At 36.8% G+C, this 7,368-nt stretch carries 6 protein-coding genes and 1 pseudogene; 2 read left to right on the top strand and 5 right to left on the bottom strand.

Annotation, left to right across the window (positions count from 1 at the left end; all coding sequences use genetic code 11):
* Positions 1 to 448 precede the first annotated feature (448 nt).
* Positions 449 to 1,969 (bottom strand): bifunctional phosphoribosylaminoimidazolecarboxamide formyltransferase/IMP cyclohydrolase, encoded by a 1,521-nt coding sequence (gene purH, locus OZD66_RS01205; RefSeq protein WP_182367175.1) that lies wholly within the window; start codon positions 1,967 to 1,969, stop codon positions 449 to 451.
* A gap of 133 nt (positions 1,970 to 2,102) precedes the next feature.
* Here purH and OZD66_RS06065 point away from each other — a divergent pair.
* Positions 2,103 to 2,250, top strand: a pseudogene (locus OZD66_RS06065) (WPE palindromic element domain-containing protein); the annotation flags it as partial.
* 87 nt (positions 2,251 to 2,337) lie between these two features.
* On the opposite strand, the gene fmt reads toward OZD66_RS06065, so the two are convergent.
* The 4 genes from fmt to OZD66_RS01230 form a co-directional block, all read right to left on the bottom strand.
* Entirely contained in the window at positions 2,338 to 3,237 is a 900-nt protein-coding gene (gene fmt / locus OZD66_RS01215) for a methionyl-tRNA formyltransferase (RefSeq protein WP_012673287.1), read from the bottom strand.
* Between the two features lie 12 nt (positions 3,238 to 3,249).
* Entirely contained in the window at positions 3,250 to 3,615 is a 366-nt protein-coding gene (gene rplT / locus OZD66_RS01220) for a 50S ribosomal protein L20 (RefSeq protein ID WP_182367173.1), read from the bottom strand.
* A 20-nt stretch (positions 3,616 to 3,635) separates the two neighbouring features.
* On the bottom strand, positions 3,636 to 3,842 hold the full coding sequence (rpmI, locus tag OZD66_RS01225; RefSeq protein ID WP_007548610.1) for a 50S ribosomal protein L35: 207 nt from the start codon (positions 3,840 to 3,842) through the stop codon (positions 3,636 to 3,638).
* 98 nt (positions 3,843 to 3,940) lie between these two features.
* Positions 3,941 to 4,384 (bottom strand): PAS domain-containing protein, encoded by a 444-nt coding sequence (locus OZD66_RS01230; protein WP_182367205.1) that lies wholly within the window; start codon positions 4,382 to 4,384, stop codon positions 3,941 to 3,943.
* A gap of 165 nt (positions 4,385 to 4,549) precedes the next feature.
* On the opposite strand from OZD66_RS01230, the gene alaS reads away from it, so the two are divergent.
* Positions 4,550 to 7,192, top strand: a complete 2,643-nt coding sequence (gene alaS, locus OZD66_RS01235; RefSeq protein WP_182367171.1) for an alanine--tRNA ligase — start codon at positions 4,550 to 4,552, stop codon at positions 7,190 to 7,192.
* The last annotated feature ends 176 nt before the right edge of the window (positions 7,193 to 7,368 follow it).

Genomic DNA, 7,368 nt, shown 5'->3' on the forward strand with positions numbered 1-7,368 from the left:
GACTAGCTAACTCGGGGATTCTTTGTCTTTTTTTCTGCTTAGTAAATTTCTTAAACATTTGCAGCATAGGTTAGTTGCAATTAAAAGCAGATAAATCTTGCTTGTCAAGCGTTTAAAACATAAAAAACGCCAATATTTTAAAGCAGATAATAACCCCAGGGCTTCTTTTGCCTTTTTTTTCGCTTGGTAAATTTCTTAATGTTTGTAGCTAAACGACAACCGTCATCCCGCTGCTTGTTAGCGGGATCTCTTGTTAGCGCCGCGGCGGTATATTTGTCATCCCGCTAGCGGGATCTATGTTGAGAGATACCGCGAATGAATCGCGGTATGACGGTTTGTGGCGGTATGACGGTTCGCGGCAGCATGACGATGGTTTATACCTCGTCATTCCGCTACGTGTTAGCGGGATCTAGAGATACCGCGGCGGTATGACGATAAGACACAAAGCCTAATGGAAAAAACTGCGAACGCCAGTGAAAAACATGGCAATTTTATTTTCATTTGCGGTTGCTATTACATCTTGATCTTTCAGCGAGCCGCCGGGCTGAATTATAGCTGTAATCCCATGTTTTGCACTTTCTACTATGCTATCTGGGAATGGAAAAAATGCATCTGAAGCAAGCACTGCACCTTTACATTTTTCACCTGCTTTTTTCACTGCAATGTTCACACTATCTATTCTGCTTGTTTGCCCTGCGCCGATGCCAATAGCACAACCATCTTTTGCTATAACTATTGCATTGGATTTCACATGTTTACATATTTTCCAGGCAAAAATAAGATCTTCCTTTTCTTTTTCTGTTGTAGTGCATTTTGTTACTTGGCTCATTTCTTCTGCTTTTATTGTGTGGTCATTATTTTCTTGCACCAAAAACCCACCAACAACATTTTTAATTTGGTATTTCACATTTTGTTGGAAAGATTTATGAATAATCACTCTTAAATTTTTCTTTCTTTGTAAAATTTTTAGCGCCTCATTGTTTACTAATGGTGCTATCACAACTTCTAAAAATATCTCGTTTAATTTTTCTGCTAGCTTTAAATCTATCTCCCGATTTAAAGCTACTATACCACCAAAACTGCTTACTTCATCACACGATAGAGCTTTTTCATATGCCTCCAAAGCACTATTACCAACAGCAGCGCCACATGGGTTATTGTGCTTGATTATCACTGCTGCAGGCTCTTGAAACTCAGAAATTATGTTAAGTGCGGACTCTATATCTACTATATTATTATAACTCAACTCTTTTCCATGTATTTTTTCCAGCGGATATTTGGTGAATTTATTGCTATAAAATGCAGCTTCTTGATGAGGGTTTTCACCATACCTGAGTTCTTGTACTTTATGTCCATATAGTGCAAAAAACTCTGGCAATTCATTATTTTTACTCTGGGATAAAAACCAACTGTGAATATTAGAATCGTAGTGTGCAGTAAGAGCAAATGCTTTGATTGCTAAATGTTTTCTATATTCCGATGTTGTTTCATTGTTATTTTTTATCATCTCAGCTTTTAGTACTTCGTAGTCTTGAATGTTAGAAATAACTGAAGTAAAACGAAAGTTTTTTGCTGCAGCTCTAATTAACGCCACTCCGCCGATATCAATTTGTTCTATAATTTGCTCTTCATTTGAGCCGCTACTTACTGTATCCCAAAATGGGTATAGGTTAGTTATAAGCAGGTCTATTGGCTCAATACCTAGATTTTGTATTTCCGTTTTGTGTTTTTCTCTATTGCAAAGTATTCCTCCATGAATTTTAGGGTGTAAAGTTTTTACTCTACCACCCAGTATCTCTGGAAATTGTGTGTAATCTGAGACCTCTTGTGTTTTTATTCCTGCACTAGATAGCGTTTTGTAAGTATTTCCCGTTGAAAGAATTTCTATTTGTTGCTGCATTAAAAACGATGCAAGATCAATTATATTCGTTTTATCGTATACTGATATTAAAGCTCTTTTTATTTTCATTTTTATATGGAAAGTTTTTTAAAATTATATCTAAGAAAAAGGAATTTGTCTATATATAGCTACTACGTCATACCGCCACGGTATCCACAACTGTACGAACATTGTGATACAAGAGACCAAGAAAGATGTCATCCCAGTGCCCAGACACTGGGATCCAGAAAACTTCACTTTAAATGAGCACACCAGGTGGCTGTACAATAGAAACTGGATTCCAGACTGGAATGACACCATCTACTACTCAAATTACCTGCAAATTGCAATGTTCGTACACCAAAACGCGGTATCTTGTTGTAGATTCCGCTAACAAGCAGCGGAATACCAAATTGTAGAAGTTGCTTTAGCCCTCCTAACCTTTCCTTCAAAGCAGTCTATTCTATAAATTTTTTTACCATGCTTGATTTCAAGCCACGAATAAAATCTTCAATACTGCAAGGATTTCTCCCTTCCATTTGTACAACTTTAGGAATTAAAGTGCCACCTTTTAAACTTATGTGCATATTATCGTTAACAATCTTACCTTGTTCTGAAGCGAGAGCTTCAAAATCAGCATCAAGTATCCTGATACGTTTATTCTCTATCTTGATGAATGCTTTTGGGTAAAACGCTTTAACTTTTCTATAAGCAACTTCACAGGCATCACTTGCATAAATTTTATAGTCTTCCACTTTGTCAGCGTAACATGCATCGTTATCGTTCTGTTTTAAGGGAAGCTGTTTTTCAATTTCGTTTAGCACTTTCAGCAGTAAATCACTGCCTAGCTTAGATAATTTATCATGCAATGTCTTGTAATTATCGTTCTTTTCGATAAGAAATTTTTCCTGTTTTAAAATAGGGCCGGAATCTAATCCTTCATCCAATTGCATAATGCTAACCCCGGTTTCTTGATCTCCTGCTAAAATTGTGTGCTGTATCGGGGCTGCACCACGCCACCTTGGTAGTAATGAAGGATGAATATTAATACAACCATATTTTGGAATATTCAAAATTTCTCTTGGAAGTATCAATCCATACGCGGCAACAACCGCAACGTCTGGCTTGAAATTTCTAAATTTTTCTTGCTCTGCCGAGAACTTTAGAGAGATAGGAGTACATACCTCTATGTTACTTTCTTCAGCGATAACATGCACTGGAGATTTCATTGGCTTCTGTCCACGCCCCGAAGGTTTTGGAGCCTTGGTGTATACTGCCACCACTTCGCTCTTTGATTTCAGTAACAAGCTCAGAGAATTAACAGCAAATCCTGGTGATCCCATGAAAATAATTCTCATGGTGTTTTTGCTTTAAGAATTCTCCGCTAATTTACCACTTACAGTTTCTACTAATTTGGCAAAATCATCCTTATAATTAACTGCCATCTCAGCAAGAATTTTTCTATTTAAATCAATGCCGGCAAGTGTAAGACCACGCATAAACCTACCATAAGTAAGCCCATGCTCTCTTGCTGCTGCATTAATACGTATTATCCATAAGCTACGGAAATCACGTTTACGGGTTCTTCTGTCTCTGTAAGCATATTGCAGTGCTTTTTCAACTCTTTGTAATGCAATTCTATAACAGCTTTTTGCACGTCCTCTATAACCCTTTGCCAGTTTCAATATTTTTTTATGACGAGCGTGAGTAGTGACTCCACGTTTTACCCGAGCCATTTCATTTTACCTCCATTCTGTTAAATACCGTAAGGCATATGAAGCTTAACTATACGCGAGTCAGATTTACCAAGAATCGTTGTACCGCGCTGATTACGAATATTAGATTTACTTCTCTTTACCATGCCATGCCTTTTGCCTGACTGAGTAGAAATAACTTTACCCTTAGCTGTAAGGTGAAAGCGCTTTTTCACAGAAGATTTGGTTTTTAATTTTATTTTCTTCATATTCCAAATAAATTTACAAGCACTACTATTGAGTTCTTTAATAGTAATTAAGCGTCAGTATAAATAATTTTATTAAAGAATCAAATTAAAATTGTATATTAAAGGAGTTTAAAAGTAATTACGCCCAATATGTGTGTTATACCTTCTTTATTCCCAAGTGGCAACAATACTTGCCTCATTTTAACACTTTCACTTTCTTCCTCTTCATTGATCGGGCATTTACTCTCTATTACAGTATCAAGTTTATCAATAACTGCATCTATTTTATATAGTCGCAAAAATGGTGCATCAATTGCATACTTATTATCAATGCACGTCTTTTTCTCAAAACCATAGAATTCAACAGCCTTTTCTCCTGCATTTTCACAAATATAACCTTGATCCTTGACTTCAATGACAAAACAATGCTGCCATGATTCCATTATTTCTGCAGTGTCTATTTCATGCCTTTCTGGCCAATCTCTGTCTGATCCTTTTATGTCATTCCAGTGTTGAGTCACCACATTTGCTATTCTTTTTTCTTTGCCTACATAAATTTCCATTCCAATTTCCACATATAAAACACAGATATGAGGTAAATTTATCGTGAATATATTGATTTTTTCTTACCACAAGGTGCATGTCACTAGAAGTTCTGAGATCTGGAGAGTGGTATTGATTTTATTTCCATTACAACTTATTATTTATAGATAACCTCAATAAAAACGATGAAGCTAAACGAAATCAGAGAAAGATTTATAAAATTTTTTGTAAATAATGACCACGAGCAGGTTTCTTCTTCTCCTTTGATTCCAGAACATGACCCAACGCTCATGTTCACAAATGCTGGTATGGTGCAGTTTAAAAATATTTTTACTGGTGCTCAAAAAACTGAAATGAAACGTGCTGTCTCAAGTCAAAAGTGCCTAAGAGCAGGCGGTAAACACAACGATCTTGAAAATGTTGGCTATACAACTCGGCATCACACATTTTTTGAAATGCTCGGAAATTTTAGCTTCGGTGATTACTTTAAGGAAACTGCGATAGAATTTGCGTGGGAATTTATCACTAAAGAGTTATCTCTTGATAAAAACAGACTATCCATAACCGTCTACCATACTGATGATGAGGCGTACGAGATTTGGCGTAAGATAAGTGGCTTTTCAAGTGATAAAATCATAAGAATGACAACGGATGATAACTTTTGGAGTATGGGAAGCACTGGTCCGTGCGGTCCATGTTCTGAAATTTTTTATGACCATGGGAGTCCTAATTTACAAGAGGGCGATAGAATTGTTGAAATCTGGAATCTGGTGTTCATGGAATTTAACAAAGATGAAGAAGGTAATTTACACAAATTGCCAAAAAAATGCATCGATACTGGAATGGGCCTTGAAAGAATAGCGGCTGTTATGCAAAACGTCCATGATAACTATGATATTGATCTATTTTCTGCTCTGATAAGTAAATCACAAGAGTACTGTGGAAATATGGAAAATAAAATAGCGCATAAGATCATAGCAGATCATCTTCGCGCGGCTGCATTTCTCATCGCAGAAGGAGTGCTTCCTGGAAATGAGGGCAGGAATTACGTATTACGCAGATTAATTAGGAGAGCCACACGTTATATTCACCTGCTTGGATATAATGATTCCCTACTCCATCGCGTTTTTCCGGTGCTGATAGATAGCACGAGTTCTGCTTATATGGGAGATGTTTATCCTGAACTAGTCAGAGCCAAAAACTTAATAGAAACGACGTTAAAATCAGAGGAAGAAAACTTTAAAGACACTTTGATGAAAGGTATCAATCTCCTGGAGAAATTCACTACAGATTTAAAATCGGGCGATACTTTGCCTGGAGAATCAGCGTTTAAGCTATATGACACCTACGGATTTCCTTTGGATATTACACTTGATATTTTAAAAGAGAAAAAAATAAATTTTGACCAGAAGGGTTTTGATGATGCAATGGGAGAACAAAAAGAGAGAGCACGTGCTAAATGGGCTGGATCTGGTGAAAAATCTGTTGAGCAAGTATGGTTTGATTTGATCAATAAATTTGGCAAAACAAAATTTGTTGGTTATGAGTTCAATGAAGTAAGTGATGCGAAAATACTAGCTATAGTTTCCTCTAAAAATGAAGTAATTGATTCTGCAAAGGAGGGAGAAAAGATAACCATTATACTTGATAAAACACCTTTTTATGGCGAGTCAGGTGGACAAGTGGGAGATACTGGCAATCTGATCAAATCTGATAGAAGTATTATTATAGTCGAGAATACCAATAAGGTTAATGACCTATATTTGCACAGATGCATAGTTAAGTTCGGTTCAATTTGTAAAGGTAACACAGTTGCAGCAAGCATTGACAAGGAAAGAAGGCAAACCTTAAGAAGAAATCATTCAGCTACACATCTTCTGCACTTTACACTCAGAAAAATTCTAGGTGATCATGTCACTCAAAAAGGTTCCCTAGTTGCACCAGATAGACTGAGATTCGACTTCAGCCATAACACTCAAATGACTCAAGATCAGTTGTTTTGGGTAGAGGATATGGTAAACTCTCTAATCAGAGAAAATCTTTCCGCATCTACAAAAATTCAAAGCATGAATCAGGCAATAGACGAAGGAGCTATGGCGTTATTCGGCGAAAAATATAGCGATCAAGTAAGAGTAGTGAAGATTGGAGATTCAAGGGAACTGTGTGGTGGCACGCACGTTGAACATACTGGAGAAATCAGTTTATTTAAGATAGTAACAGAGAGTTCTGTTGCTTTTGGAGTGAGGAGAATTGAAGCTTTAACTGGTCAGGAAGCAATCAATTATGTACGTGATAATGAAATTAACTTAAAAAAAGTTGCAGAATTCGTAAAAGCGCCAGTGAGTGAAATAACAAGCAGATTAAGTATTTTAAGTCAAGAACACAAAAAATCCGAAACCAAAATAAAAAACCTATATAAAAAGCTTGTGAGTGCAGAGAATATAAAAAGCACCGAAATAAATGGAATAAATTTTATAAGCCACACTTTCACTGATATTCCAGCAAATGTAATAAGAGAGTTTGTTTTGCAGCAACAAAAACCAAAAACGATAATAGCTTTCACGGCAACAGAAAAAGATAAAACAGTCTTGATTATTAAAGTAAGTAAAGACTTAATCAATAAGATTAGCGCAAAAGAACTAATATCCATAGCAGTTGAAAAGAACTGTGGTGGGAATGCTGAATTTGCACAAACAGGCTGTGATAGCAATAAAATAGATGATGCCATTACAGCCATTTATAGCAAAATAGCAGCTTCTAAGCACTCTACGTCATACCACCACGCACCGTCATACCGCCGCGGCGCTAACAAACAGCGGGATACTTAACCATCGTCTACACCGTCATACCGCGATTCATTCGCGGTGTCTCTTAGCCGCTAACAAGAGATCCCGCTAACAAGCAGCGGGATGACGAATTATAGCATTTCTCATAATAGTCCGAACAGGTCATAGGAAGGCAGAATCAACAGCACGACGAAAGGATTCGAATAGAGGAATGTTTT

The sequence above is a fragment of the Wolbachia endosymbiont of Drosophila baimaii genome (assembly GCF_028982185.1).
Classification (GTDB): domain Bacteria; phylum Pseudomonadota; class Alphaproteobacteria; order Rickettsiales; family Anaplasmataceae; genus Wolbachia; species Wolbachia pipientis.